Below are 26,347 nucleotides of genomic sequence, written 5' to 3' on the forward strand. Positions count from 1 at the left end.
GTTATTAATCAACCTTGAAATCTAAAAAACATGATAAACTGATCTGGTTATGAAAACATGAAATTGGTGTTTTGTTGATTAATAACGCTTTGTAAATTTTGGATAGTGTCCGGAAAGATGGGAAGCGGGGGACCTGCATGGACTCTGTCAGTTGCCTTTGCCGTCCATGCAGGTCCCCCGCTTCCCATCTTTCCGAGATTCAGGTTGCCGTTACAAAGCTATCAGGCCTATACAAATCACTGCGTTTCTGTCTCCGTTTCCAACTGGGATTCATCTATTGGTATTTCCAGATAAGGCAGAATATTCGCAAAAATGTCTTTAATTACAGGAGCTGCTATGGTTCCGCCATAATAAACACCCTGTGGATTATGAATGACGCAGAGTCCCAATATCTGGGGATCATTTGCCGGTGCAAATCCCAGGAATGAAGAAATATATTTGTTGGCACTTCTTGGAAGTGTCTCTGATGTAGCTGTTTTACCACCAATATGGTATCCTGCAATATAAGCATTTTTGCCTGAACCGCCATCAACTACCTGCTCCAATACATAGCGCATGGTTGCCGAAGTATCTTCTGACAGGATTCTGTCTCCCAGGGGATATTGCAGTTTCTTAATCAGCGTCCCTTCTTTATCCTTAACAGATACACCAAAATGCGGTGTAACCCGCCTGCCGCCGTTAATGATGGAACTTGCCGTTGTTGCAAGCTGCATCGGCGTAATCTGAAATGACTGCCCAAAAGAGATCGTGGCAAGTTCTACCTGCCCTACATTGTCCTTTTTATGCATGATGGTTGCTGCTTCACCGGGAAGATCAATACCGGTCTTGTTATTCAGGCCGAACTGATTGAAATATTTAAAATAATTGTCCACACCCAGCCGCAGCCCCACTTCAATAAATACCGGGTTGCAGGAGTTCATGACTCCCTGTACAAAAGTTTCTCCTCCATGGCCCGCTACTTTATGGCAGCGTATTCTTCTGTCCTCCACAATTTTATATCCGGGGCAGGAAAACTGATCCGTCAGAGAAACTACTCCTTCTTCCAGACCTGCCGCAGCAGTAATAATTTTAAATGTGGATCCCGGTTCATAGGTATCATTAATGCACCCATTTCTCCACATCTGATTCAGGGCATCCTGTTTCTCTTTATCTGTCATCTGTGAGGAATCTACATTTAATGTAAACGGACTGTTCAGATCAAATTCCGGAACATTAACCATAGCCACAATTTCTCCATTCCCGGGTCTCATAAGCAGTATGGATACACTGTCCGCACCTTTCTGTTCCATTACCTTCTTGGCTGCCTGCTCGACATACTGTTGTATATTGTTGTCAAGGCTGATATACAAATCATTTCCGTTAATAGGCTCCAGCCTGCTCTCTCCTGCTTCCGGCAGTTCCACTCCCCTGGCATCTGTCATCGTAAGAATTTTACCGGGGCTGCCCTTTAAGATATCCTCGTACTTTACTTCCAGACCGATTATCCCCTGATTGTCGCTCCCTGTAAATCCCAAAACCTTGGATGCCAGGGATCCAAATGGATAATAACGTTTAAAATCCTCATCTACCTTCACTCCGGCCAGATTATATTCCCGGATCTTATCCCCAACCTCTTTTTCTACATTCGTCTTTACACGTTCAATAGAGCTTCTCTTCTCTACCCTTTTCCGTACCTCAGCCTCGGATAGCCCCAACTCCTTTACCAGCATGGCAATCACTTTATCCGGTTCTTTAATCTGACTGTGAATAACAGAAATTGTACAAACAGTTTTATTTGTTGCCAGGGCAGTTCCCGTAGCATCCATAATTTCTCCTCTGGCAGCCTTAATATCTCTTTCTCTTTCGTGAAGTTCCTCCGCTTTCTGGGCATAGTAATCCGATTTAAATATCATCAGATAAACAAGGCGTCCCACCAGGGCAGCTAATACCAAAAAGCACAGGGTAAATACTACAACAATCTTCTTCTTGTGATACGTTTTAATTTTGAGCATAAAAATCCCCGTAGAAGTAATTAGTATAATCTATTATTACTTCTACGGGGATATGTCTTTATTGTTCAAGCTGCAGATCTTCGTTGGTCACGCCATCGTCCCAGGGATCTTCCTGAGGCTCTCCCGTGTCTTCCAAAGGTTCTACATAATTCTGATCCGGCACTCCGTTCTGAGCAGTACCATCTGCATTCTCGCCTGTACCGTCCGTTGTACCGTCCGTCGTGCCATCCGTAGTTCCATCTGATGTGCCGTCTGCATTTTCTCCTGTCTTCATACCCAGGGTACCACGTTCATCATCTGTAATCTCCTCCGTTGGATATATTCCCAAATAGGGAAGGATTTCTGATAAGATCTTTTTGGAAATCTCCATGGAATATCCGCCGATTTCCTGATCCTCTACGTTTGGTTCATCTACAACCGTATAAATAACCACCTGCGGATCATCAATAGGTACCGCCCCGATAAAGGATACGATATAACGATCCTCTCCACGCGGGAGAGTCTCCGCAGTACCTGTCTTACCACCGATACGGTAGCCGGGAATCTGCGCTTTCTGTCCGGTTCCTTCTTTTACAACGGCTTCCAGATATTCCTTTAATAAGGAAGAGTTCTTAGATGAAACCGGCTGGCTTAACAGCAGCGGATCAATATCTTTAGCAACTCCGCCCTTTGAATCCAGTACTTGTCTTACCATGTGGGGACGATAATAGTTGCCGCCGTTTACAACGGTTGAAAACGCTGCAAATTCCTGAATCATAGAAGCGGTAAATCCCTGTCCAAATGAATTGGTTGCCAATTCAATTACATGCATGTTATTACTGTTATATAAAATACCCGCATTTTCGTTTGGCAGATCAATTCCGGTTTTCTTACCAAAATTAAATAACTCCTGATATTTAACGAAAGCATCCACTCCCATTTTATCAGCAATCTCCATCATACCAACATTACAGGAATTCTTTACTACATCACTTAAGGTTTCGTCCTGATGTCCATTCCGGTTATCACAATAAATCGGAGGTTCCGATCCATACTGCAGATAGCCATTACAATAGTAATGATCTGAATCATCTGCAAACCCGCCTTCTAAAGCGGATGCCACAACAACCGGTTTATAAGTGGAACCCAGTTCAAATGCTCCTGAAATACAGAAATTACTCCAAAGTCCATTCAGCGCTGTTACATATTCCTCATCAGACATTGCTTCGATCTGCTTTTTAGTATACCATCCATCCAGATTTTCCGGATCATTTAAATCATAAGCCTGATTGGTAGCCATTGCCAGAATTTCTCCCGTATTGGGATCTCCCACAATAACACCGGTATTTTTACTTCCATGTCCTGCAAAATCTACCCATGGGCCATCTTTATACTTATCGTCAAATTCTTTGATATATTTTTCCACAACCTGCTGGATATTTACATCAATGGTAGACACCAGGCTTTTACCATTGGTAGGTTCTACCGTGGTTCGCTGAAGCTCGGAATCTTCGTTCAGATATCCGAATTCACGTCCGTCTACTCCTCTCAATACATCGTTGTAATAGGACTCCAGCCCAACGATACCCTCATTCAGATCATTGGAAAAACCAAGTACATTACTCGCAAGGGTGTTAAAGGGATACTTACGTATAAAATCCTCTTCAAACCAGATACCCTGCACGTTTTCCAGTTCCAGCCGTCTTTCATCACTCAGCTTGCGGTCTTCGGATAAATCTGTGTAATCCTCGTATTTCTGTTTGTCTTCCATGGACACTTCTCTTTTAATAACCTGATACTGACTGTCCTTGGTTTCCTCTGAAGTAATTATCTTGCGCACTTCCGATTCATCCACACCCAGGGTTGCTACCAGGGCGCTTATGGTTGGTTCTATAAAATCCTCATCTGCATTGATTGCAAAGCAATCCAGAACCACATTATAGACCTTCTCACTTCTTGCCAGAATATTACCATTCCGGTCCAGAATCTCTCCCCGGCGAAATGGTATGGTTCGGCTGTCATACTGCTGCTGGGATAAAACTTTCCTGGCGTACTTATCACCGCTCTTAGCCGTAATATACGCAATCCGGACATTCAGCCCCACAAGCGCTAATAAAACTAATGCAAATATAGCCATAAGCTTTATTTGCATTTTTTTGGTAAATATTTTTTTACTGTTTCGTTTTCTATCTCTATTTCTTTCTGATGCCAATCATATCACCTACTTATTGGTTGGTACATCTTCGTATTGTCTTACATAGTCTCCATCCTGACTATTATAATTAATGATTTGTCCCTCCTGGGCATATACCATGCCGAGTTCATTAATTGCAATATCTTTGATTTTTTCCAAATCAACAGATGCCATGGTTTCGTCGTATTTCGTATCATTCGCTAATTTCAAAGAACTGAGCTGGCTCTCAAGAACTGTAACATTCTTCCGATGGGCTGTATTTGCTGCCTGTAACTGTAAATAGTTCACACATACAAAAAGGGTTGCTACTGCTGCCGCCGTTAAGAATATAACATATGCAAAGTTCATTTGCAATGCTTTTTCCCGATTTTTTCTGGTTTTCTGACTAGTTGCCGGTCTTCTCTTCCGCCTCGGTTCCTGTCTTACAGGCCTGTTTTCCTGCCTGCGTGGAACTGCCTGCAGCTCTCTTGCCGTATTGCCGTCAACGTATGCTCTTGTCTGATGCTGATTTCTTCTCGCGTAACCGTGTTCCGGTCTTCTGGCTGATCTTCCCATTTAGCTTCTCCTTACCCCGCTGTCTTAGATCGTGTCTTAAAGTCATCGCACCTGTAAGGTACAATCATTTTCAAGACATACTCTAGCGTATTTTACAGTTAAACAAACTTAACCCTTTGAATAGCGCAAGCAGGCTTGTGCTAAATCAGCAGTGTGAAAGCGATGTTCTTTCACACTTGTATCATTCGTCTCACTCTTTGTTTATGAATACAGCCTGTATCAGATCCTGATTACAGTCTGCGTTCAAATACACGTAGTTTCGAACTTTTTGCCCTCTTGTTCTCTTCAAGCTCCTGTTCGCCTGGTATTATTGGTTTTCTGGTTATTACTTTTCCTTTGGATTTTTTCCCACATACACAAATCGGAAATTCTCTCGGACAGGTACATGGATCCTCATTCTTTTTGAAAATTGTCTTTACAATCCTGTCTTCTAATGAATGAAAGGTAATAATACAAATTCGCCCTTCATCATTCAGAAGTTCTATCATGTCATCCAGAGAATCCCGAAGTACCTCTAATTCTCTGTTTAATTCGATTCTTATGGCCTGGAATGTCTTTTTGGCCGGGTGTCCTCCTACTGCCCGGAATTTCATTGGAATTGCCGCTTTTATAACATTAATTAACTCCCCAGTTGTTTCTAATGCTTTTACATTTCGCGCACTTACAATATGTTTGGCAATATTTTTTGCAAATTTGTCTTCCCCGTAATCACGAATAATACGATATAAATCGTGTTCGCTATACTCATTTACAATATCTTTGGCGGTCATGCTCTGACGCCTGTCCATTCTCATATCCAGTGGTGCGTCTTCTCTGTAAGTAAAGCCGCGGTCTGCCGTATCCAATTGGTAGGAGGAAACACCTAGATCCAAAATTATCCCATCAACTGATGTAATCTGTATGTTTGCCAGTTCCTTTTTCATATCGCAGTAATTACTGCGGATAATCGTTACTTTATCGTTAAACTCCCCTAAGCGCAGCCTTGCCGCTTCTATTGCGTCTTCATCCTGATCAATTCCAATCAGTCTGCCTTTGTCAGACAGCCGTTTACATATCTCATAAGCATGTCCGCCACCACCCAGAGTTCCATCGACATAAATGCCGTCAGGTTTTATGTTCAGAGCCTCAATCGTTTCCTCAAGAAGCACAGATTTGTGTTTGAATTCCATATTGTCCTCCCCAGGCTATATGCTTAAACCTAAATCTGTCATTTGTTCTGCAATGTCATCCATATCATCATAAGAATTATTCTCATTCCATTTCGACTTGCTCCAAATTTCAATTCTGTTTAACATTCCTGTCAGTACTACGTCCTTTTCCAGACCTGCAAATTCTCTTAACGTTCCCGGTAAAAGAATTCTCCCCTGCTTGTCCAGCTCGCATGGTGTCGCACCTGCTACAAAGAAACGTGCAAATTGTCTAGCGCTTTTGTTTGTAAGTGGTAAAGCCTTAAGTTTTTCTTCGAACGCCTGCCATTCATTATTGGGAAAAACAAATAAGCATCCATCTAATCCCTTTGTAACAACAAATTCGTCACCCAGTTCATCTCTAAATCTGGAGGGGATAATCAGTCTGCCTTTGGTATCAACCGTATGATTGTATTCTCCCATAAACATATGACGCACCTTCTTTCGTGAAAATGCAAAACTTACGATCCTTCTTTTGCACTTTCAGTGAAATGTGGTTCTGGTTACCACTTAGTCCCCATTTGCTACCACCTTCCACCACTTTCTACCACTTGTATGTTTATAATAGCTTACTTTGTACAAAAATACAAGGGCTAATTTTATTTTTTTTGCATAAGAATTTCTTAAGGAGCCCGCCATTTTTCGCCATTTTTCGCGGGTTTTACCAGATATTGTGTGTGTAAAAGCGAAATATACCAGATAAATGTGCACAGTGGGAAATATTACCATAAAAATTGGGAAGCCTTGTTATCGTGGGGAGGGAAGTGGGGGGATAATCTGTTTTTTCTGTTGCTGTTATCACTTTTAACTATGAAAATGTGCTATATATCCCCCACTGATTTACACTATATTTAAGCAGTTAAGATTTTCAATCCATTTCCGAATATATATTCATATTATTACATAATTATGCGTTATAATTTTTTACTTATATTTCGGGGTTCATATGAAAATTTAAATTTTTTATTCATAATTCCATTCATTATAAAAAATTAAGCTCTCCCACTTTCCTTTATTTTTTCTTCTTTTTTACAATTTTTAGTTTTATTCTCCCACCTGTATTTATATTTTGAAAAAATTTTCTTCTATAATCATAACCAAATCCCCACTTTAGTGATCTTCATTTCAATCCTCTCCACTTCGCCCCACCTAATTGCGTATCATTTTTACACAGATCAAAATCTATCCCACTCTAACCAGATATACTGTTCTTTTGTCATCTTATGCAGTGTTACTATTTTGTCAATTTACTGATTTGCATTTTTACAATTTGCAAATGAGAGTAAAAAAAGAACCCGCAGTCCCCACCAGACCACAAGTTCATAAAAGAATCTATTTTATAATTGATTTCCCAATTTAATGTATTGACTCATCAATTCATCCACAACAATACTTTGCTTATAGACTTCTTCTGTAAGTAAACCTCTTTCAACGATTTTATCTAAGTTCACTTTCTCTGCCTCAATTTTCCTTCTTAATTCTTCCATATGACTCATATCATTCACCCGTACCTTTCTCCATTTTGTTTGATTTTCTTTTGAACAAAATGATTATAATAGAAACAAATACCAACAGTATGGCTAACAACTGGGACACCGGCAGTCCGATTACTGGCAGGAGAAGCTGGTCTGTGCGCAGCCCTTCTATCCAGGCTCTGCCTAATCCATATCCTAAGAGATACAACAAAAATACCTCTCCATCGAATTTTTTTCGCTTAGTATACCAAATAAGTATAATCAATAATACCAGATTCCACATTCCTTCATATAAAAAAGTGGGATGCACCTGTATATATGATACTCCATCTATCTTTTGTAAATGTTCCATCATCTGAGGGGTTACTTCCGACGATCGTACAGCGTCTAATGGAAGCCGCATGGCAAACAGATTATTAGTATATCCACCAAACGCTTCACGGTTAAAAAAATTGCCCCACCGTCCTATTATCTGACCCAAAACAAGTCCAATGCAGGCGGTGTCTACTAATTTCCAAAACTGTAATTTCTTAATCCTGGCAAATACGTATACCGTAATTACTGCTGCTATTACACCTCCATAAATTGCCAGCCCGCCTTCACGGGTATTAAAAATCTTCCATAGATTATCTTTATAATTATCCCATGAAAAAATAACAAAATACAGTCTTGCACCAATCAGGGCAAAAAATATTGCAATTAACGCCAGGTCAAAATAATCATCCGGATTTTGTTTCGTAACTTTCGCAACACGCATAGCTGCTAAAATCCCACACACCATTGCAATTGCAATTGTTATCCCATAATATGCAATCGGAAATCCAAATAAACTAATACTCTTACCCACATTCTCCAGTTCTATTCCCAGATTTGGGAAGGCTATCGAAGTATTCATGCCGTACTCCTATACATTAAACCGAAAGAGAACCACATCTCCATCTTTTACTACATAGTCTTTGCCTTCCAGTCCTACCAATCCTTTCTCTTTTGCAGCAGCATATGTCTTGCAATCCAATAAATTCTGGTAATTAACAACCTCTGCACGAATAAATCCCCTCTCAAAATCAGAATGGATCTTGCCTGCCGCCTGAGGTGCCTTGGTACCGTTTTCAATTGTCCAAGCTCTTGTTTCAGTTTCACCTGCTGTGAGATAGCTGATAAGTCCTAATAAGCTATAACTTGCTTTTATAAGTTTTTCCAATCCTGACTCTTTTAATCCTAAATCTTCCAAAAACATTTTCTTTTCATCGTCATCCAGTTCTGCGATCTCCTGTTCGATCTGTGCGCAGATTACAAATACTTCACTGTTTTCTTTTTCAGCCAGTTCGCGGACCGACTGAACATAACGATTGGATGCGCCATCATCCGCAAGATCGTCTTCCGCCACATTTGCTGCAAATATTACCGGTTTGTATGTCAAGAGATTATAAGAACTGATCCATTCTGTCTCTTCATCATCCTCAGCAGTAAAACTGACCGCCATTTTTCCATCTTCCAGATGCGCTTTTACTCTCTGCAGGAAGTCTAATTCTTTGGCAAGCGTTTTGTCATTTCGGGCACCTTTAGAGGCCTTGGCAATCCTTCTCTCCATTATTTCAATGTCTGAGAATATAAGTTCCAGATTAATTGTTTCAATGTCCCTGATAGGATCTACACTTCCATCCACATGAATTACATTTGTATCCTCAAAGCAGCGGACTACGTGCACGATAGCATCCACTTCTCGAATATTAGCCAGGAATTGATTTCCTAATCCCTCTCCCTTTGACGCCCCCTTTACAAGGCCTGCGATATCAACAAATTCAATTACCGCCGGGGTAACCTTCGCTGAATTATATAAATCTGCCAATAACTTTAGCCGCTCATCTGGTACCATTACAACTCCCACATTTGGATCTATAGTACAGAACGGATAATTCGCAGATTCTGCTCCAGCTTTTGTTAAAGAATTAAATAATGTGCTTTTACCGACATTCGGTAAACCTACGATTCCTAGTTTCATGTATGATTTCCTTTCTTGTATTCCGTTTTTCTTTGTTTTTCTTTTGTATCTCTTAACAAGTAACAGTTTATCACAGAATCTGACAAAAATGCAAGCTTTTCTACCTTTAAGATGTCGACATATTTCGCCAGTCAAATTTAAATTTTCACAAAATTATTAATCCCTTGATTCTATCACGATTAGAGCACCTTCGGTCACAGAAATCAGTGCTTCTTCTGCAATAATTTCGTTGCTGAGACCAAGTGCCTGGTTACAAGACATTGTATAATTCGACAAAGGATAATAAAATCCAACTAAATCCAAACCTTTTACCTCGGTTGTATGTGCCACTACCGACACAAATTTGCCATACTGTTCTGATTTTTTTATAGAAACTTTATTATTTATTACCCGGATCCGGTTATTTTCGTCAATAAGAAAACACTCTATACCGGCTTCTGCCGCCTGACCTAATATCTGGATATTCCCAAGAACATGATCCAGCCGGCTTCCGGTTCCGCCTAATATATAAATACAGGTACTTCCTTTCTCTATAGCCAGATTAACGGCTAACTGGGTATCCGTATCATCTTTTTCCGGCTTAAATTCACGAATCTCAACTCCTTTTTCCCGAAAATGCACCAGAGCATCACTTCCCGCTGAGTCAAAATCCCCTACAATATAATCCGGTGTCATTTCTGCTTTTTTTAAAAATTCAATTCCACGATCTGCCCCAATCAGACAGTCAACCGGATGTTTTTCCAAAAATGAGAGGGCAAAATCAAAATTGATATTGCCCCCGCTGATAATCGCTGTTATTTTCATCTCCGCACCCATTGCACACTTTTAACCTTCATATTCTTTCATAATGGCTAGTAATTCCTTAGCATTTTCGGTAACATTCCCATTAAATACCGTTGAGCCTGCTACGACTACATTTGCTCCGGCCTCTAAAACGGTACGGATCGTATCCTTATTAATACCTCCATCCACTTCGATATCCAGATCCAGATTTTTAGCCTCTGCAATTTTGCGAAGCGCACTGATTTTATTGGTACAGCTGTCAATGTACTTCTGCCCCCCAAATCCGGGATTCACAGTCATAATCAGAACCATATCTACTTTTTCCAGCACATAGTCCAATACACACAGGGAGGTTGCCGGGTTCAGCGCTACCCCTGCTTTCAATCCTTTTTCATGGATCTGCCCGATCACACGATCCAAATGCCTGCAGCTTTCCGCATGCACAGTAATCATATCTGCTCCACAAGCCGCAAAATCATCAATGTACCGTTCCGGATCTACCACCATCAGATGTACGTCAAAAATACGTTTTGTGGCACTGCGCACCGATTGGATTACCGGCATTCCAAAGGAAATGCTGGGCACAAACTGACCGTCCATCACATCAATATGAACATACTGTGCTCCGGCTTCATCAATACGCTTCAGTTCACTTCCTAAATTTTTAAAATCTGCTGCTAATATAGATGGTGCTAAAATATTCACATCAATACCTCCTCTTATCTTTTAGTTCTCCAAATAATTCCACATAATTATCATAACGCATCCTGCTGATTTTACCTTCATCTACTGCCCGTTTTATTCCGCAGTCCGGTTCATGGATATGCATACATCCCTGGAAGCGGCACTCCGGTTCGTATTCCCGGAACTCAACAAAGAATTCTTTCAAGTCTTCTTTTTCAAAATCCTGGATATACAGGGAACTAAATCCCGGCGTATCCATGATATACGTATTTTCTTCTATCATAATAAGTTCTGAATGCCTTGTGGTATGTTTTCCTCTGTCAATCTTATGACTGATTTCTCCTGTTTCCATCATTGCTTTGGGCTGCAGGATATTTATGATTGATGATTTGCCCACACCCGAAGGACCTGCCACCGCAGTGGTTTTTCCTCTCAGCCGCTCTATTACCAGCTCCAATCCAGTATTTTCCAGAGCGCTGGTAAATAAGACATCACAGCCGCAATTTTCATATATTTTCCGAAGCTTCTCTTCTTCTTCAGCAGAAGAGATGTCCTGCTTATTAAAACAAATGATGGTATGCACCTTCTGGTACTCCATCATAATTAAAAAACGATCCAGCAAATTAAAATTCGGTTTGGGACGGTCAATAGAGAAAATAACCAGCGCAAGATCGATATTGGCAACAGCCGGACGGATCAGCGTATTCATTCTCGGCAAAATCTCGACAACATTGCCTTTCTTATCCGCTTCACTTATGACATCAATCTTTACATTATCCCCCACCAAAGGTTTCATTTTGTCTTTTCGAAATATTCCTTTTGCTTTACATTCATAAAGACCGGATCCTACTACATTAACGTAGTAGAATCCAGCTATACCTTTCACTATCTTTCCCTGCATGTATTTTCCTCTAATTAAACGGTATCGGCGAGTAACGAACCGGACTGCCGTATTCTCCTGTAGAAGCATCTTTCACATAGATATAAGCAACACCATTTACTCCTTTTGTACCTTTTGCATTCAGCACATAAGGAAATTCAACTGCGGTTCCCTCTACTATGGTAGTAGTTTTATCGCCTTGTACTAATAAGATCTTAACGGCTTCCCCGTTATAGCCATCCGGCGCCTGTAATCCAACATCACAGGTTCCGGTTGTGGAAGCATCCGTATTATTTGTTGTGCCATTTCCTAAATTCGGGTCAGTCTGGGCAGGATCCTGGCCCCCGGAACCTGCACTGATCGTCAGCGTAATGACAGTGCCTTTTCCTACTCCCTGCCCGGAGGTAATATCCTGATCCATAACGGTTCCCGCAGAATACATCTCTGAATACTGCTCCTGGGATTTTACGGTCAGTCCAAGTGCGGACAAAGTATCTTTGGCATCAGAAAACGTGCTGCCGATTACATTAGGCACAGTAATATCGTCGTCTTCTTCCGGTCCATCACTGATTACAACGATTACCGTATCTCCTGAACTTGCAGATGCTCCGGCTTCCGGTGTGGAACGGATTACCAGGTCTTTTGCAATCAGATCATCATTTTCTCTTGTCACAGAGATGCTCAGATTCTTTTCTGCCAGTTCTGATTTTGCCTCTTCCTCTGTCAATCCGGTCACATCCGGTACCGTAACAGACTGCTGCTGGTTATCTGATTCTTCCGGTCCCTTACTGATCGTATAGGTAACCGTGGTGTTCTTGCTGACACTGGTATTTGCAGCGGGGTTCTGGGAAACAATCTGTCCCTGTGCATACACAGATGATGCCTGCTCTCCTGCAAGGGAAGCCCCAAGACCTAATGCATTTAATTTTTCCTTAGCCTGATCAGCCGTAAGGCCTTGCAGATTAGGTACGGTAACTTCTGCCTGGTCCGCAGAGGAATTGCTCTGCTGTGTACTGCCTGTTCCATTACCCTTGGACGCAGATTCTGACTCTGTCGTCTTAACTGTTGATGTTTCCGTAACCTTCGGAGACTCCGTTGTCTTTTTCTTACCCGCTCCGAAATTAAATAATCCCAAAGCATTTCCGATTAAAACCAGGAACACGCATCCAATAACAATGGCAATAATAATACTTCCGATGGTCATTACCTTTTCCAGTTTTGGATTAATACCGGATCTTCCGTCATCGTCATCATCGTCGTCATCATCATCCGGATCATAATCATCATTCATATATCCATTATTGTAATTGTCTCCATAACCGCCCTGATATCCGCCGCCCTGGTAACCGTTATTCTGGTAGCCATTGCCCATATAGCCGTCGCCCTGGTAGCCATTGTTCATATAGCCGCCGTAGTTTCCATCATGTCCGCGGTTATCATTGCCGCGGCTATCATTCCCTCTGTCACCATAGCTGTTATGAATCTGATCCAGTTCATCTTTTGATATAACAACCGTTCTTGCATTATTATTAATAGGGGTCAGCTGAACAAAGTCCCCATCCGGATTTACCAGCGATTCTTTTAAGTCATGAATCAGTTCCGTCATATCATTATAACGCCTGTCCGGACTTTTCTGGGTACACTTTGCAATAATCTGAACCGTACTGTATGGAAGATCGGGAACAAATTTATGAGGTGACGGCATTTCCTCCTGCAGATGCTTGATCGCAATTGCAACCGTAGAGTCACCATCAAACGGCACATGGCCTGTCAGCATTTCAAAAAGTGTAATACCAAGTGAATAGATATCACTCTTCGCATCGCTGTAACCCCCTCTCGCCTGCTCCGGTGAACTGTAATGTACAGAACCCATCACATTGGAGCTTATGGTATTGGAGGAAGCAGCCCTGGCTATTCCAAAATCTGTTACTTTTACTTTACCATCTGTAGAAATGATGATATTCTGGGGCTTTACATCACGATGCACAATACCCTTCTTATGTGCCGCCTGTAAGCCCATGGAAACCTGCACCGCAATGCTGGTCGCTTCACGAACCGCAAGTCTTCCTTTTTTTCCTATATAATCCTTTAATGTAATTCCTTCAACTAACTCCATTACAATAAAGTAGATTCCATGATCGTCCCCTACATCATAGACATTAACAATATTTGGATGCGCAAGGCCTGCTGCAGCCTGTGCCTCCACCCGGAATTTGGAAATAAACGCTGTGTCATCCCGAAATTCCTGTTTGAGCACCTTGACCGCTACAAACCGATTCAGCTTATGGTCTTTCGCCTTATAGACATCCGCCATACCGCCGGCACCAATTCTGCCTACGATTTCATAACGTTCCTGGATAAACATTCCTTCTTTTAACATTATTCCACCTCACCTGTCAACGGTTCTATCAAAACAACCGCAATATTATCTTTACCACCATTTTGATTCGCCCTTGCAATCAGTTCGTTTCCAATCCACTGTAGATTGGGTCCGCTTTTTACAATTTTCTCTATTTCTGCGTCCTCTATCATGTTGCTTAACCCATCTGAACACATCAAAATGATGTCTCCCCTCTGAAGCCTCATGTCAAAAAAGTCTATTACCACTTTCTTTCTGGCCCCAATTGCTCTTGTAATAATATTTTTATCCGGATGATTCCTAGCCTGTTCCCGGTTGATCTCACCAATCCTGACCATCTCTTCTACAAGAGAATGATCTTTTGTAATCTGTAAAATTTTATCACTGATCAGATACAGCCTGCTGTCCCCTACATTTGCCACATACAGATATTGCCCGATGATTGTCGCTACCACCAGGGTGGTCCCCATACCCGCCAATGCCTCGGATGAACTTGATTTTTCCATAACTTTATTATTTGCAGTTTCGATTGCTGAACGTATTATTTTTATCGGATTTGTATCCTGGTTTTTACGGATATCCTCAAGCAATACCTCCACCGTATAGCTGGAAGCCTCATCGCCTGCGTTATGTCCGCCCATACCATCTGCAACTACAAAAAGATTTGGAAGATTCCCCACAAGCCCACCAGAAGCATAAACGAAATCCTGGTTTGTTGTCCTTTTTTGCCCTACATCCGTAACGCAATATGATTTCATGTTTCTTCCTCTCCTTTACAATTTATGACACTTAAACTTTTTCCATATAACTTCTGCGTAACTGTCCACAGGCGCCATTGATATCTCTGCCCATTTCTCTTCTTATAGTAACATTAATTCCACATTTTTCAAGTTTATTTTTGAAATTGTCAATAACTTTTTTCTGGGATTGAACATAATCCCGTTCCTTAATCGGATTCACAGGAATCAGATTTACATGACAGTTTAACGGCTTAACCAATGCGGCCAGTTCATCTGCATCTTCCTTTTTGTCGTTCACACCGCCAACCAGGCTGTACTCAAAAGTAATCCGCCTGCCTGTTTTTTCAAAATAATACTTGCATGCATCGATTACTTCATCCAGGCTGTATTTATTGGATATTGGCATTAGTTCAAGCCTCTTTGCCTGGTTAGATGCATGAAGAGACAGCGCCAGGGTAATCTGTAACTGTTCATCTGCAAGCTGTTTCATCCTGGGAACGATTCCGCATGTGGAAACAGTAATATTTCGCTGGCTGATATTCAGCCCGTGTTCGTCTGTAAGCATCTGGAAAAATTTCAATATATTGTCATAATTGTCGAGAGGTTCACCCGTTCCCATTACAACGACATTGCTAACCCGCTCCCCAGACAGCTTCTGGATCCGGTAAATCTGGTCCAGCATTTCTGCTGCCGTAAGATTCCGGGTCCATCCTCCAATCGTCGAAGCACAGAAACGGCATCCCATCTTACACCCCACCTGGGAAGAAATACACACGGAATTCCCGTGTTTATATCGCATGAGTACACTTTCAATTACATTTTGATCCTTCAGTTCAAATAAGTATTTTTGTGTCCCGTCTATCTGAGAAGTGAGTACTTCCGCTACCGAAAGACATGTACAATCATAATGCTCTGTCAGTGTATCTCTGAGATTTTTGGATAAATTCGTCATTTCATTAGGCGAATCTGCCAGTTTTTGATGTATCCACTGATAAATCTGACCCGCCCGAAACGGTTTTTCTCCAATCTTTGCCATCTCCGCTTTCATCTCTTGAAAATCAAGCGTCTTTAAATCTACTTTTCCCATTTCACTAACCTATCCTCTTAAATCTTGCCATAAAGAATCCGTCTGTCTTGTGAATTCCCGGCAATAACTGCAGATAACCTGCTTTTGTGGTTTTACTTCTCAGTTCTTCACAGATATACGGATCAATGCTTTCCAGCTGGAAAGGATAATTATCCAAAAACCATTTAACATTAAACTGATTCTCATCTGCTCCTATGGTGCAGGTACTGTAAATCAGGGTTCCGCCAACTTTTACATAAGGGTAAACTGTATCCAGTATCTTCCGCTGCAGCTTAACCAGTTCCTGCTGCTTTGTCTCTGTCATTTTATATTTAATATCTGTTTTTTTACCAATTACACCCAGGCCTGAGCAAGGAAGGTCTGCCAGCAGAATATCTGCCTTTTCCACTGATGCACCATCGAATACCGTAGCATCCTGACGTACGGCTATCATATTAATAAGTCCGACCCGCTCGATATTTTCCAGCATCATATCAACTTTATAATCCGTAATATCTCTTGCTTCCACATGTCCGCTGCCATTTAGCTTATCTGCTAAATGAAGGCTTTTTCCTCCCGGTGCCGCACAGACATCGATGCAGTAGTCTCCAAACTTCGGCGCTGCTATCTCCGCAACCAGCATGGAACTTACATCCTGTACCTGGAACATTCCTTCTTTAAATGCATTGATGGCCTGCATATAATTATAATCAGAGATCTCCAGTGCATAATCCAGGTATGAAACATCTTCTGCCGTGATATTCTGCTCTTTTAGACTTGCCTTTACTTCTTCTTTTGATGCCTTATTCAGATTACAGCGGATACTGGTCTTCTGGTCTTTCTCAAAATTAGTGCAGACCATTTCAACGGTTTTCAGATCATACTGTCCCAGCCATTTTCTCAATATCCATTCCGGCATGGAGTACCTTACCGAAAGATAATGAAGGGGATCCTTTACCGGATCCGGGTACTCAACCTTGTCTATTCCTCTTGCTATACTTCGAAGCACTCCGTTTACAAATCCTTTTAAGCTGTAAAACCCGCGCTTCTGGGCTATTTTTACAGCTTCATTACAGACTGCCGAATCCGGAATGCTGTCCATATATTTAATCTGATACACTGACATCCGCAGAAGATTGCGGATTAAAGGCTTCATATTTGCCACCTTTACCGTAGAAAACTGCTCCAGAATATAATCCATCTGAAGCATATACTCTATGGTTCCCTCCGCAAGCCTCGTAATGAATGCCCTGTCCCTTTTTTCTAAATACTGATACTTCTCCAGGACGCCGCGGATTACAACATGACTATATTCTTCTTCCTCCGTAACCTCCATTAAAATACCCAGTACAATTTCTCTTAAGTTCACCGTTTTAGTCACGATTCCTTCCTCCTGATAGTATGATCAAACGAAGCAGCTGCAAAATAGAAGATGCCAGACTCGCAACGTAAGTAAGTGCTGCTGCTGAAAGTACCTGCTTTACACCAGCCACCTCCTGGTCTCCGCAAATATGGGAAGACCCAAGAATTTTAACAGCACGTGATGAAGCATTGAATTCTACTGGAAGTGTTACCAGCTGAAAAATTACCGCCAGTGTAAATAAAACGATTCCCGCTGTCATAAGCGGTCCCATTGAAAATATCAGCCCTGCCAGGAAAATCGGCCAGAACAGTGTGGATCCCAGGTTTGCTGCGGGAACCAGAGTACTTCTGAGGATCAGAGGCTTATACTGCTCCTGATGCTGGATTGCATGACCACATTCATGTGCCGCCACTCCGATGGCAGCCACTGAGGTTGACATGTAAGTACTATCTGATAAATTTAATGTCTTAGATCTGGGATCGTAATGGTCGGTCAGATTTCCCTGTACCCGCCGGATCCCTACATCATAAATACCTGCACCGTGAAGAATCCGCTCTGCTGCCTGCGCACCGGTAAGGCCAGACATACTGCGCACCTTGTCGTATTTTGCAAAAGTACTTTTTACCCTGGCAGAAGCGATCAATGAGATTACCAGTCCGATCAGCACCAGAATCATAGTCGGATCATAAAGCATACCTAAACCGCCAAAACCTAATCCATAAAATCCGTTTGAACTGCTATAGCTAAGTAACATGATTTTCATTCCCTTCTATCATCATCTAAGTGTGATAAATAACATTCACACTGCTTCAAGTGAGACTATTCTAACCTATTTTTTGCAAAAAACCACCGACTTCACAGTAATTTCATAAATTCTTAAACTTTTTTAAGATAAAAGACTGCCAACCGCTAATTGGCATCCCCGTAAAAATGCATCCACAGGCATTTTTTTCTTGCCTTCCAGCTGGACTTCCAAAAGGCTTAACATACCGTCCCCGGTCTGCACTTTTTACCGAGTTTCTGGTGATTTCGGCAACCGTCCCCGGTGCTGACCCGGAATTACCTTCTTCTGCGTCAGACATCCAGATCTTCAATGTTTTCCCGTCCAGATGCGTATATGCACTGGGCCATGGATTCAATCCCCTGATCAGGCGTTCCAGTTCTGCCGCACTCTTCTTCCAGTCGATCTGCCCGTCTTCTTTTTTTAACATTCTGGCATAATCGGTGGAACTCTCTACCGGCTGTTTTTCATAAGATACCTGACCGGATTCCAGCTTGTCCAATGTTTCTATCAGCAGCTCTGCCCCCGCCTGACTAAGCTTATCAAACAGACTGCCTCCCGTTTCTTTTTTCTCAAGCTCCACCACTCTGGTTGTGATCATATCACCGGTATCCAATCCTGCATCCATACGCATAATTGTGACTCCGGATTCCCTTTCCCCATCAATCACTGCCCACTGAATAGGTGCAGCCCCCCGGTACTTCGGTAATAATGAACCATGTACATTCAGGCATCCAAGTCTTGGAACGTCCAGGACTGCCTGGGGTATAATCTGACCAAAAGCCACCACTACAACCACATCCGGAGAAAGTTCTTTTAATATTTCTAAAAATTCCGGATCTCTTACTTTTTTCGGCTGGTAAACAGGGATTCCTGCTTTCTCTGCCACTTCTTTTACCGGAGGAAACTGCATTGCTTTTCCTCTGCCCTTTGGTTTGTCCGGCTGGGTTACTACTGCCAAAACCTCATGCCGGGATTCTATTAGTTTCTTCAATGTCCCCACTGCAAAATCCGGGGTTCCCATAAATACAATTTTCAACTTTATACCCTTTGCATATTCCAGGCCTGCCTGCAATACTGCCACTTACAAAACAGGCTGAAAGAATCAAAGCGTGGCATCCTTTCAATATCAGATTTTTCTTTCAGCCTTATAACTTTTTTCTAAAGAATGACTATTCTTCTTCCTCTAAACTTTCCACATCCATCAGTTCCCCCTCCACATGGTTGGTGAACATAACTCCGTCCAGGTGATCGCACTCATGGCAGACTGCTCTTGCAAGCAATTCCGTAGCTTCCAGCGTAAATTCTTCCATATTTTCATCCAGTGCTTTCACTTTTACATAATTGGGTCTTGTTACAATGCCGGTCTTGCCAGGCAGGCTTAAACATCCTTCATTTCCAGTCTGTTCATCCGCTTTTTCCACAATCTCAGGATTGATAAATACTCTTGGAGTTCCGTCCGTATCAATCACCACAATTCTTTTCAAAATTCCAACCTGTGGTGCCGCAAGGCCCACTCCCATTTCCATGTACATCGTTTCAAACATATCCTCGATAAGTTCCTGGATTCTCGGAGTCATCTCTTTTACTGGTTTACATTTCTTCGTTAAAACCGGATCCCCCATAATTCTTATCTTTCTGAGTGCCATTTTACTTTCCTCCAACTCTTTTGTTTATATTATCAGGGCATCAATGTAATCAATTCAGATCGAACTGTATATTTACACTTTCATATCCCTGGTTTGCTTCTATATATTGTTCCACTTTATCTTTAATCATAGTCAGTAAATCGTGTCTTTCTTCCTTCAGATATATAACTTTATGATAGATATCATTTACCTTTGCAACCGGTTCATCTGCCGGTCCGATAATGCGCACACTGGTATTTCCCGCAATCCGTACAATAAACTTTTGCAGATAATCCATGGCCAGACTTAAATGCATCAACTCCTGACATGCTCCGTGAATTGCCATCATATTTGATGCAGGCGGATACCCCGCCAGACTCCGATAGGCTATTTCCTGTTCGTAGAAGCTTTCGTAATCCTGATTTGCCGCTGTGATAATGCAATAGTGCTCCGGGTCATACGTCTGGATGATGACTTCCCCTTTTTCCTCACCTCTGCCTGCTCTGCCCGCAGCCTGGGTCAGCAATTGAAAAGTACGTTCCCCTGCCCGGTAATCACTGGCATGAAGTGAAAGATCCGCCGCTAATATCCCAACCAGGGTCACATTTGGAAAATCATGCCCTTTTACAATCATCTGGGTTCCGATTAATATGTCTGCTTCCTGATTAGAAAAGGCCGACAGTATTTTTTCATGTCCATCCTTTTCTTTCGTAGTGTCCATATCCATTCTTAATATCTTTGCCTGGGGGAATTCTTTCTGTACAAACTCTTCTACCTGCTGGGTTCCCACCCGAAATCCCCTGATGAATTCAGAACCGCAGTTCGGACACTTCTCAGGCCGGGGTTCTTCGTAACCGCAATAATGGCAGACTAGCTTTCCGTTATTATGAACTGACAGGGAGACATCGCAATGAGGGCACTGAATAACATGTCCGCACATACGGCAGGAGATAAAGCCTGCATAACCTCTTCTGTTTAAGAATAACATAACCTGCTGCCTCTTATCAAGCCGGTCCTGCATCAATTCTTTTAACCTGCCGCTTATGACCGAACGGTTTCCTGTCTTAATCTCTTTACGCATGTCTTCCACAAATACATTTGGAAGTTCACTGGTCCTTGCCCTGTTCTGCATGGTGAACAGTGTATATTCTCCAGTCTTTGCCTTATAATAAGCATCCACTGATGGAGTTGCCGAACCAAGTACCACCTTGGCGCCTTCTAAAACACCACGCTGGATTGCAACCTCCCTGGCATGATAGCGGGGTACGCTTTCACTTTTATATGTCGGCTCATGCTCTTCATCAATAATGATGATTCCCAAATTAGGAAAGGGGGTGAACAATGCAGACCTTGGACCGATCATCACATCGATGTCACCCTGCTTTGCCCGTTCAAACTGATCAAAACGCTCCCCCGGGGACAGCCGGGAGTTCATAATCGAAATCCGATCTCCGAACCGTTTATAAAAACGCATCACAGTCTGATAAGTAAGTGCAATTTCCGGGATCAGCACAATCGCCTGCTGCCCCTTATCGATTGCATGGGCAATCAGCTCCATATATACCTCTGTCTTGCCGCTGCCGGTGATCCCATGTATCAGATACGTACGTTCTTCTTTATCTTCCCAGCCGGCAATGATCTTATCTGCAATATATGCCTGTTCTTCGTTAAGTCGAAGCAGATAATCTTCTTTCATCCCCAGTTTTATGGGATTGCGGTAGACCTTCGTGGTTTTTACCTCTATGATCTGCTGTTCTGTCAGTGACTTTATGGTGCCTCCGGTAATATTCAGCTTTGTTGTTACCAGTTCATAGGGAAGCTCTTCTGCCTCTAAGAGTGCTTCCAACAGACGCTCTCTGGCTTTTTGGTGTTTCTTTTTATAAAATTCCAGTTTTTCTTCCGCTTCCCTTCGTTCCATAATCAGGCAGATCTGTTTTTTTTCTTTTGGTTTGACCTTTTGCTTTATGGGAATTACCGTTTTAAGCGCCTGTATCATCGTCGCACCATAATTTTCCCTAATCCAGGCCGCCAGGGCAATCAGCCTGGATTCACTGTCACTGCTGTCTGTGACGATTTCGCAGATTTCCTTCATTTTTGACGGTTCGTATTCACATTTGCGGCTGATAGAAACCACGTACCCTTTAATGAATCTGTTTCCCCTGCCAAACGGAATCTTTACAACCATTCCTATCTGCAGGCTGCCCTGCATTTCTTGGGGAATCTGGTACTGGAATGTTCGGTCCAGTTTCTCCTGTGTAATATCCACAATAATATTTGCGTATAACTTTTGCATTTATTCTCCTTGAGCGTGATTTGAAATTGCTTTCTGACTGCAGTGCATCACACTTTGCGGGAGATTTGTCTGTCTTCATCCAATATTTCCTGAATCAGAACACGTTCATCCATAGGATATTTTTTACCCTCAATTTCCTGATAATCTTCATGTCCCTTACCCGCCAGAACAATGACATCTCCCGGCCGGCCGTGATGAATGGCATAGGCAATTGCTTCTTTTCTGTCGCTAATCTTAATGAACTCTCCCTTTGTCTTCGAAATTCCAATCTCAATATCTGCTAATATATCTTCCGGTTTTTCAAACCTGGGATTATCGGATGTAATAATCGTGAAGTCTGCAAGCCTGCCTGACACCTCGCCCATTTCATATCTTCTGGCTTTTGCCCGGTTTCCGCCGCATCCAAAGACACAGACCAGTCTTTTGGGCTGATACTCCTTCAGCGTTCCAAGCAGGCTCTCCAGACTCATGGCATTATGGGCATAATCGATCATTAAGGTAAATGCATCCGACACCTTAATCATTTCTATTCTGCCTTTTACTTTTGCCTTTCCAAGAGCATTAACGATATCCGATTCTTTTACCCCAAAATGCCTGCAGATTGCAATAGCTGTCAGTGAATTATATACACTGAATTTCCCTGGGACATCTATTTCAACATCAAAATCCAGAAGCCCGTTTACATGGTAGGAAATCCCCAGATATCCCGGTTTCGATACCAGTTCTGTGTTGGTTGCACGAAGATCTGCTTTTTCGGAAAAGCCGTAGGTTTCCACTTCACAGGTATGCCCTTTTAGAATCTGATCCAGATGTTCATCATCTGCATTGAAGATGCCCAGTTTGCACTGTTTAAACAGCATTGCCTTACACCTTAAATAGTCCTCAAAGCTCTCATGCTCCGCAGGGCCGATATGATCCGGTTCTATATTCGTAAAAATACCAATTTCAAAGGTAAATCCTGCCGTCCTGTGAAGCATCAGCCCCTGAGAGGAAACTTCCATCACAACACAGTCGCATCCTGCATCTGCCATGCGTCTAAAATATTCCTGCACCAGCGTAGATTCCGGTGTTGTGTTTGCCGCCGGAATCACAACCTCTCCGATAATGGCTTCTATCGTCCCTATCAGTCCCACCTTATGACCTGCGGATTCCAGGATAGATTTTACCATATATGTGGTTGTGGTTTTTCCCTTGGTTCCTGTAATCCCAATCACCTTTAATTCTTCCGCAGGATATCCATAATATGCCGCGGCAATAAGGGCCATGGCATAACGTGTGTCTGCTACCTGAATCACCGTAACATGTTTTGGAGCATTTACCGGATCTTCTGCCACCAGAACCTTTGCTCCTTTTTCAACAACTTCTGCTGCATATTTATGTCCATCACTGACGGCTCCTTTAATACAGATAAACAGAGAACCATCTGATACTTTTCTGGAGTCATTCACTACTTCCGTAACTTCTGTCTGAATATCCCCCTGAATACACTGATATTCTACCCGTTCTAATAATTGTGCTAATTTCATAATATTATCCTCCATGTCTGTCTTACATGTCTTAATCCATAACCCCAGAGCGTGTTTAAAATTGCTTTCTGACAACAGAAGCTGATTTATGTGGTTACAGAGATTTTCTACCCTTTAGGATAACATACCTACAGGTACTTTTCAACTTTTTATCATCGCAGGAGACGACTTAAAATTGATGGCTTTTCACCCCTGCTTTAGTACGTATTTAAAAATTGCTTTCTGACAGCTGCGCGTCACAGTTTGTGGGAGATTTGTCCCGGATGAAGTGCGTAGCGGGCTACGTAACCTGAATCCTGGGCAAATATACCGCAAAGTGGGGCGTGCAGATGGCGGGAATGAATTTTCAAGCGCGTTCCAGCAGAGCCGCCACTATTTTCCTCTGTGCTTCCTCATTATAATAAAGTACTTCATACTCATTTCCTTTTTCACTTATCCGTGTTATAGCCTGTATTCCATATCCGGCACCCGTTTCTGTTACGGTTTTAAATAGCCGTCCATTTATCACTCTGTCTTCCAGATAACCTTCTTCTGTCAGTTTCTGTAATATTGCTTTATTCGTGAGCCGTTTCATAACCTGATCATCCCGTAAGTCATTGATTTGTCCCACCAGGTCACTTAATGTCGTCTGTTCCGAGTAATAGATCTGTTCCGCAGTTTCATTGGTTAAAACAAATTCAGATTTTTTGTTCTTGCTGCGTTTTTCTTTTATTTCTCCCTCTTCCGCAAAATCACTATCTGCACTTCCTGCAAATCCGATTTCACTTGCAGATGCAGTTGTGGCTCCATTCTGCACGCAGTTTAAAAATCGTTCTCCGTACTTTTCGTACTTGAATTCTCCCACACCGGATACCGTAAGCATTTCTTCCCTGGTCTTTGGTTTCAACACGCACATATGAACCAGGCTTTTATCTGAAAATACAACGTATGGCGGTACTTTTTCTTCTCTTGCAATTTCTGTCCTTAAACTCCGCAGTTTTTCAAACAAATCCTCATCTGCTTCTGAAAGAGATAGCCCAGCCGTTTTGCTTTTCTTCGCTTTCTTTTCCTGCTTTGCCTTAGTTTCTTTTTCTTGTTCTTTAGACATCTTCATCAAAACCCGTTCATCCTCATGAAGAATCATTCCGGATTTTTCCGTAAGTTTTATAATCGTATACTCATCATTTGTCGCACTTAAAAACTCGTTCAGCAGCAGATGATTCATCACCTGACGCAGCTTATGTGCAGGTGTTTTTGCAAGCTCTCCGTAATGGGGATTGCCATCCATCCGGTACTGCCTGATCTTCGCGGTATTCGCACCATGTACCGTATCAATGATTACATTTATACCATACCTCTGATGGCTGGTCTGTACGCACCCAATCAGACTCTTAGCCAAATCGGTTACATCAACCTCTTCAAACTGGGTCAGGCAATTAGAACAATTCCCGCAGTAATGATCTCCGTATTCTCCAAAGTATCGAAGTAAGTAATCCCTCAGGCAGTCATTGGTACAGCAGTAGAAAGTCATCTTTTTCAACCGCTCACGGTCACGTTCTCTTACCACTGCTCTGGTAATATCATCTAATTCATCATTATCTATATCGTGCTCGATAAAAAACTGATTGGTAATCACATCCTGCCCATTATATAAGAGGATACATTCCCCCGGTTCCCCGTCTCTTCCCGCTCTTCCTGCTTCCTGATAATAGTTCTCAACATTTTTGGGCATTCCATAGTGGATAACAAATCTGACATTGGATTTATCAATTCCCATTCCAAATGCATTCGTTGCCACCATGACAGGTGCTCTGTCATATGTAAAATCTTCCTGGTTTTCCTGCCTTTCCCTATCACCAAGCCCAGCATGGTAACGGGTTGCCAAAACCCCATCCCGTACCAGATTTTCATGAACTTCCTCTACCACTTTTCTGGTCAGGCAGTATATAATTCCGCTTTCTTCAGGATGCATATCCAGATAATTTTTAACAGCTCCATAACGGTCCTTCGGCTTTAAAACCGAGAAATACAGATTCGACCTGTCAAATCCCGTACTGACCACAGTGGGCGCCTGGAGCATTAAAATATCAATAATATCATCTCTTACTTCCTGTGTTGCAGTAGCCGTAAATGCACAAATAACCGGTCTTATGGAAAATAGCTGGATAAATTCCAGAATTTTTAAGTAACTTGGTCTGAAATCCTGTCCCCACTGAGATACACAGTGTGCCTCATCTACTGCAATCATTGAAATTTTCACCTGCATAGCAAAGTTTAAAAACTCTTCTGTCATCAACCGTTCGGGCGCCACATAAATAATCTTATACTGACCCATTCTGGCTAGATCCAAAGCTTTATAATATTGAGATGTTGTAAGGGAACTATTTAAAAATGCGGCATGAACGCCTGCTTGATTTAATGCTCTGACCTGATCTTTCATAAGAGAAATGAGTGGAGAAATAACTAAAGTAATACCATCTAATAACAAACCGGGTACCTGGAAACACAACGACTTTCCCGCTCCCGTTGGCATAATCCCCAGTGTATCCCGTCCTGACAAAATACTGTCAATCAGAGTTTCCTGTCCTTCACGGAACTCATCGTATCCAAAATACTGCTTTAAAACCTTCATCTTTTCCTTGCGTAAATCCAAAATATTCACCTTTCTGCCGTCTGCTGCGGCTGCTGATTTATTATATGCTAAATCTTTATATTCTTAATGATTCTTATAATATGAATATAGCGGTTATTCAAAAGGATGTCAATAGTTTCTTGGATGTAGTAATGGGGATACTGATTAAGAAAACAGGCAGATGACGCATACCTCATAGGTCCATGCCGTCATCTGCCTGTTACGGGCCAGCTCTTCTTTTCAACGATTA

At 42.1% G+C, this 26,347-nt stretch carries 21 protein-coding genes and 1 pseudogene; all 22 read right to left on the reverse strand.

Going from position 1 to position 26,347, the window contains the following annotated elements; genetic code table 11:
• Window positions 1–236: 236 nt before the first annotated feature.
• A complete protein-coding gene (locus RHS_RS18725) occupies window positions 237–1,991 on the reverse strand; it encodes a penicillin-binding protein 2 (protein WP_044289286.1) in 1,755 nt (584 codons plus the stop codon).
• Window positions 1,992–2,049: 58 nt separating this feature from the next.
• On the reverse strand, window positions 2,050–4,182 hold the full coding sequence (locus tag RHS_RS18730) for a penicillin-binding protein 2 (protein ID WP_052377753.1): 2,133 nt from the start codon (window positions 4,180–4,182) through the stop codon (window positions 2,050–2,052).
• Between the two features lie 9 nt (window positions 4,183–4,191).
• A complete protein-coding gene (locus RHS_RS18735) occupies window positions 4,192–4,719 on the reverse strand; it encodes a hypothetical protein (protein WP_044293114.1) in 528 nt (175 codons plus the stop codon).
• 230 nt (window positions 4,720–4,949) lie between these two features.
• Window positions 4,950–5,888, reverse strand: coding sequence for a 16S rRNA (cytosine(1402)-N(4))-methyltransferase RsmH (gene rsmH, locus RHS_RS18740; protein ID WP_027293524.1), 939 nt, complete (start codon window positions 5,886–5,888; stop codon window positions 4,950–4,952).
• 15 nt (window positions 5,889–5,903) lie between these two features.
• Window positions 5,904–6,335 carry a division/cell wall cluster transcriptional repressor MraZ gene (gene mraZ / locus RHS_RS18745; protein ID WP_027293523.1) on the reverse strand — a complete coding sequence of 144 codons (432 nt, stop codon included), beginning with the start codon at window positions 6,333–6,335 and terminating at the stop codon, window positions 5,904–5,906.
• Window positions 6,336–7,243: 908 nt separating this feature from the next.
• The gene (locus RHS_RS31355) at window positions 7,244–7,411 is read right to left on the reverse strand and encodes a hypothetical protein (RefSeq protein ID WP_394922324.1); all 168 of its coding nucleotides are present in this window, start codon (window positions 7,409–7,411) and stop codon (window positions 7,244–7,246) included.
• Window positions 7,404–8,276 (reverse strand): prolipoprotein diacylglyceryl transferase, encoded by an 873-nt coding sequence (gene lgt, locus RHS_RS18750; RefSeq protein ID WP_027293522.1) that lies wholly within the window; start codon window positions 8,274–8,276, stop codon window positions 7,404–7,406. Before lgt ends, RHS_RS31355 begins: the two co-directional genes overlap by 8 nt.
• A 9-nt stretch (window positions 8,277–8,285) precedes the next feature.
• Window positions 8,286–9,383, reverse strand: coding sequence for a redox-regulated ATPase YchF (gene ychF / locus RHS_RS18755; protein ID WP_047834037.1), 1,098 nt, complete (start codon window positions 9,381–9,383; stop codon window positions 8,286–8,288).
• Between the two features lie 156 nt (window positions 9,384–9,539).
• Window positions 9,540–10,187, reverse strand: coding sequence for a thiamine diphosphokinase (locus tag RHS_RS18760; RefSeq protein ID WP_044293484.1), 648 nt, complete (start codon window positions 10,185–10,187; stop codon window positions 9,540–9,542).
• Window positions 10,188–10,208: 21 nt separating this feature from the next.
• Window positions 10,209–10,871, reverse strand: a complete 663-nt coding sequence (gene rpe, locus RHS_RS18765; protein WP_027293519.1) for a ribulose-phosphate 3-epimerase — start codon at window positions 10,869–10,871, stop codon at window positions 10,209–10,211.
• 1 nt (window position 10,872) lies between these two features.
• Window positions 10,873–11,751 (reverse strand): ribosome small subunit-dependent GTPase A, encoded by an 879-nt coding sequence (rsgA, locus tag RHS_RS18770; RefSeq protein WP_047834038.1) that lies wholly within the window; start codon window positions 11,749–11,751, stop codon window positions 10,873–10,875.
• A gap of 10 nt (window positions 11,752–11,761) precedes the next feature.
• Window positions 11,762–14,110 carry a Stk1 family PASTA domain-containing Ser/Thr kinase gene (gene pknB, locus RHS_RS18775; RefSeq protein ID WP_047834039.1) on the reverse strand — a complete coding sequence of 783 codons (2,349 nt, stop codon included), beginning with the start codon at window positions 14,108–14,110 and terminating at the stop codon, window positions 11,762–11,764.
• Window positions 14,110–14,847, reverse strand: a complete 738-nt coding sequence (locus RHS_RS18780; RefSeq protein ID WP_027293516.1) for a Stp1/IreP family PP2C-type Ser/Thr phosphatase — start codon at window positions 14,845–14,847, stop codon at window positions 14,110–14,112. The genes pknB and RHS_RS18780 overlap by 1 nt, the downstream gene beginning before the upstream one ends.
• Window positions 14,848–14,878: 31 nt before the next feature.
• Entirely contained in the window at window positions 14,879–15,916 is a 1,038-nt protein-coding gene (gene rlmN, locus RHS_RS18785) for a 23S rRNA (adenine(2503)-C(2))-methyltransferase RlmN (protein WP_044293118.1), read from the reverse strand.
• 4 nt (window positions 15,917–15,920) lie between these two features.
• On the reverse strand, window positions 15,921–17,276 hold the full coding sequence (gene rsmB, locus RHS_RS18790) for a 16S rRNA (cytosine(967)-C(5))-methyltransferase RsmB (protein ID WP_027293514.1): 1,356 nt from the start codon (window positions 17,274–17,276) through the stop codon (window positions 15,921–15,923).
• Window positions 17,269–18,012 carry a zinc metallopeptidase gene (locus RHS_RS18795; protein ID WP_044293119.1) on the reverse strand — a complete coding sequence of 248 codons (744 nt, stop codon included), beginning with the start codon at window positions 18,010–18,012 and terminating at the stop codon, window positions 17,269–17,271. Before RHS_RS18795 ends, rsmB begins: the two co-directional genes overlap by 8 nt.
• A 132-nt stretch (window positions 18,013–18,144) precedes the next feature.
• Window positions 18,145–19,078 (reverse strand): annotated as a pseudogene (fmt, locus tag RHS_RS18800) (methionyl-tRNA formyltransferase).
• Window positions 19,079–19,211: 133 nt separating this feature from the next.
• Window positions 19,212–19,688, reverse strand: a complete 477-nt coding sequence (gene def, locus RHS_RS18805) for a peptide deformylase (protein ID WP_027293511.1) — start codon at window positions 19,686–19,688, stop codon at window positions 19,212–19,214.
• 49 nt (window positions 19,689–19,737) lie between these two features.
• On the reverse strand, window positions 19,738–21,960 hold the full coding sequence (priA, locus tag RHS_RS18810; RefSeq protein ID WP_044293120.1) for a primosomal protein N': 2,223 nt from the start codon (window positions 21,958–21,960) through the stop codon (window positions 19,738–19,740).
• Window positions 21,961–22,007: 47 nt separating this feature from the next.
• Window positions 22,008–23,486: a UDP-N-acetylmuramoyl-L-alanyl-D-glutamate--2,6-diaminopimelate ligase gene (locus tag RHS_RS18815; RefSeq protein WP_047834040.1), complete on the reverse strand. Its 1,479-nt coding sequence runs from the start codon at window positions 23,484–23,486 to the stop codon at window positions 22,008–22,010.
• A gap of 208 nt (window positions 23,487–23,694) precedes the next feature.
• Window positions 23,695–23,751 (reverse strand): DUF6783 domain-containing protein, encoded by a 57-nt coding sequence (locus RHS_RS31360; protein WP_377139390.1) that lies wholly within the window; start codon window positions 23,749–23,751, stop codon window positions 23,695–23,697.
• Window positions 23,752–23,832: 81 nt separating this feature from the next.
• On the reverse strand, window positions 23,833–26,097 hold the full coding sequence (gene recQ, locus RHS_RS18820; protein WP_395022959.1) for a DNA helicase RecQ: 2,265 nt from the start codon (window positions 26,095–26,097) through the stop codon (window positions 23,833–23,835).
• Window positions 26,098–26,347 lie beyond the last annotated feature (250 nt).

Source organism: Robinsoniella sp. RHS (assembly GCF_001029355.1).
Lineage (GTDB): Bacteria > Bacillota > Clostridia > Lachnospirales > Lachnospiraceae > Robinsoniella > Robinsoniella peoriensis.

Excerpts from the sequence above, each read along its gene's own strand:
- RHS_RS18725 (WP_044289286.1), bottom strand. The coding sequence starts at position 1,991 with ATGCTCAAAATTAAAACGTATCACAAGAAGAAGATTGTTGTAGTATTT.
- RHS_RS18735 (WP_044293114.1), bottom strand. The coding sequence starts at position 4,719 with ATGGGAAGATCAGCCAGAAGACCGGAACACGGTTACGCGAGAAGAAAT.
- rsmH (WP_027293524.1), bottom strand. The coding sequence starts at position 5,888 with ATGGAATTCAAACACAAATCTGTGCTTCTTGAGGAAACGATTGAGGCT.
- mraZ (WP_027293523.1), bottom strand. The coding sequence starts at position 6,335 with ATGTTTATGGGAGAATACAATCATACGGTTGATACCAAAGGCAGACTG.
- lgt (WP_027293522.1), bottom strand. The coding sequence starts at position 8,276 with ATGAATACTTCGATAGCCTTCCCAAATCTGGGAATAGAACTGGAGAAT.
- ychF (WP_047834037.1), bottom strand. The coding sequence starts at position 9,383 with ATGAAACTAGGAATCGTAGGTTTACCGAATGTCGGTAAAAGCACATTA.
- RHS_RS18760 (WP_044293484.1), bottom strand. The coding sequence starts at position 10,187 with ATGAAAATAACAGCGATTATCAGCGGGGGCAATATCAATTTTGATTTT.
- rsgA (WP_047834038.1), bottom strand. The coding sequence starts at position 11,751 with ATGCAGGGAAAGATAGTGAAAGGTATAGCTGGATTCTACTACGTTAAT.
- pknB (WP_047834039.1), bottom strand. The coding sequence starts at position 14,110 with ATGTTAAAAGAAGGAATGTTTATCCAGGAACGTTATGAAATCGTAGGC.
- RHS_RS18780 (WP_027293516.1), bottom strand. The coding sequence starts at position 14,847 with ATGAAATCATATTGCGTTACGGATGTAGGGCAAAAAAGGACAACAAAC.
- rlmN (WP_044293118.1), bottom strand. The coding sequence starts at position 15,916 with ATGGGAAAAGTAGATTTAAAGACGCTTGATTTTCAAGAGATGAAAGCG.
- RHS_RS18795 (WP_044293119.1), bottom strand. The coding sequence starts at position 18,012 with ATGTTACTTAGCTATAGCAGTTCAAACGGATTTTATGGATTAGGTTTT.
- def (WP_027293511.1), bottom strand. The coding sequence starts at position 19,688 with ATGGCACTCAGAAAGATAAGAATTATGGGGGATCCGGTTTTAACGAAG.
- priA (WP_044293120.1), bottom strand. The coding sequence starts at position 21,960 with ATGCAAAAGTTATACGCAAATATTATTGTGGATATTACACAGGAGAAA.
- RHS_RS18815 (WP_047834040.1), bottom strand. The coding sequence starts at position 23,486 with ATGAAATTAGCACAATTATTAGAACGGGTAGAATATCAGTGTATTCAG.
- recQ (WP_395022959.1), bottom strand. The coding sequence starts at position 26,097 with ATGAAGGTTTTAAAGCAGTATTTTGGATACGATGAGTTCCGTGAAGGA.